This is a genomic window from Aurantimonas sp. A3-2-R12 (genome assembly GCF_036016755.1).
Taxonomy (GTDB): domain Bacteria; phylum Pseudomonadota; class Alphaproteobacteria; order Rhizobiales; family Rhizobiaceae; genus Aurantimonas; species Aurantimonas coralicida_A.
Genome location: NZ_JAYXIH010000147.1, coordinates 1 through 638, shown reverse-complemented (window position 1 = coordinate 638; position 638 = coordinate 1). Strand labels below are relative to the sequence as shown.

The window sequence follows — 638 nt, the reverse complement described above, 5'->3', positions numbered from 1 at the left end:
CGAACGCCGCAAACGCACGCGGCATCTGATTGAACTCGGCGGTCTCGTCGTCAAGTCCGGCATTGCGGACCTGACCGGCGATGATCGCGCCATGATCTACGGCGCGATGCTTTGGATGGCCGACAAGCTCAAGAGCGACGATGGACGACGAGCGCGAACGCTCTGGGCCGAAAAGGGAAAAGCGGCGTTCGCGGCGGAACAGAAACGCGCAAATAACAGGTCAGGTTAGGATGTTCGCTCTGTTACAGGATCGGCATGACAGATGGCGGGGCGGCGCGGAGACCCATCGATCGGAGCGTTGGTCGATGTTGCCTGCGTCGCGGCGCGGGTCCTTCAGCTTACCCGTCCTGGCGACACGAGCCTGTGTCACCGGCAAGCTCGCGCGCACCAGCTTCCATGACCTCGTTCGATCAGGTTTGGTACGAGTTCAGTGCAATGCCGCGGGGTCCGATAGCGCATGTCCTTGCCGCCTGTTTGGAACGCTATCCGAATCTGGAGAATTTAACGTCGTGCCAACCGTACGCCCGGCTGGTCGCCATTGGTGAATTCCACACCTTCCGCCTCCAGAACAGCGCGAATTCTGTTCTTTGTTTCAACGGACACGGTTGGAACACTTTGGCTTTCGCTCTCGCAGCGCT

At 59.9% G+C, this 638-nt stretch carries 1 protein-coding gene; it reads left to right on the top strand.

Features of this window, described 5'->3' with window-relative positions; genetic code table 11:
* Positions 1-229, top strand: a 229-nt coding sequence (locus VSX60_RS22475; protein WP_327626453.1) for a conjugal transfer protein TraD, incomplete at its 5' end; no start/stop codon positions are given.
* Positions 230-638 lie beyond the last annotated feature (409 nt).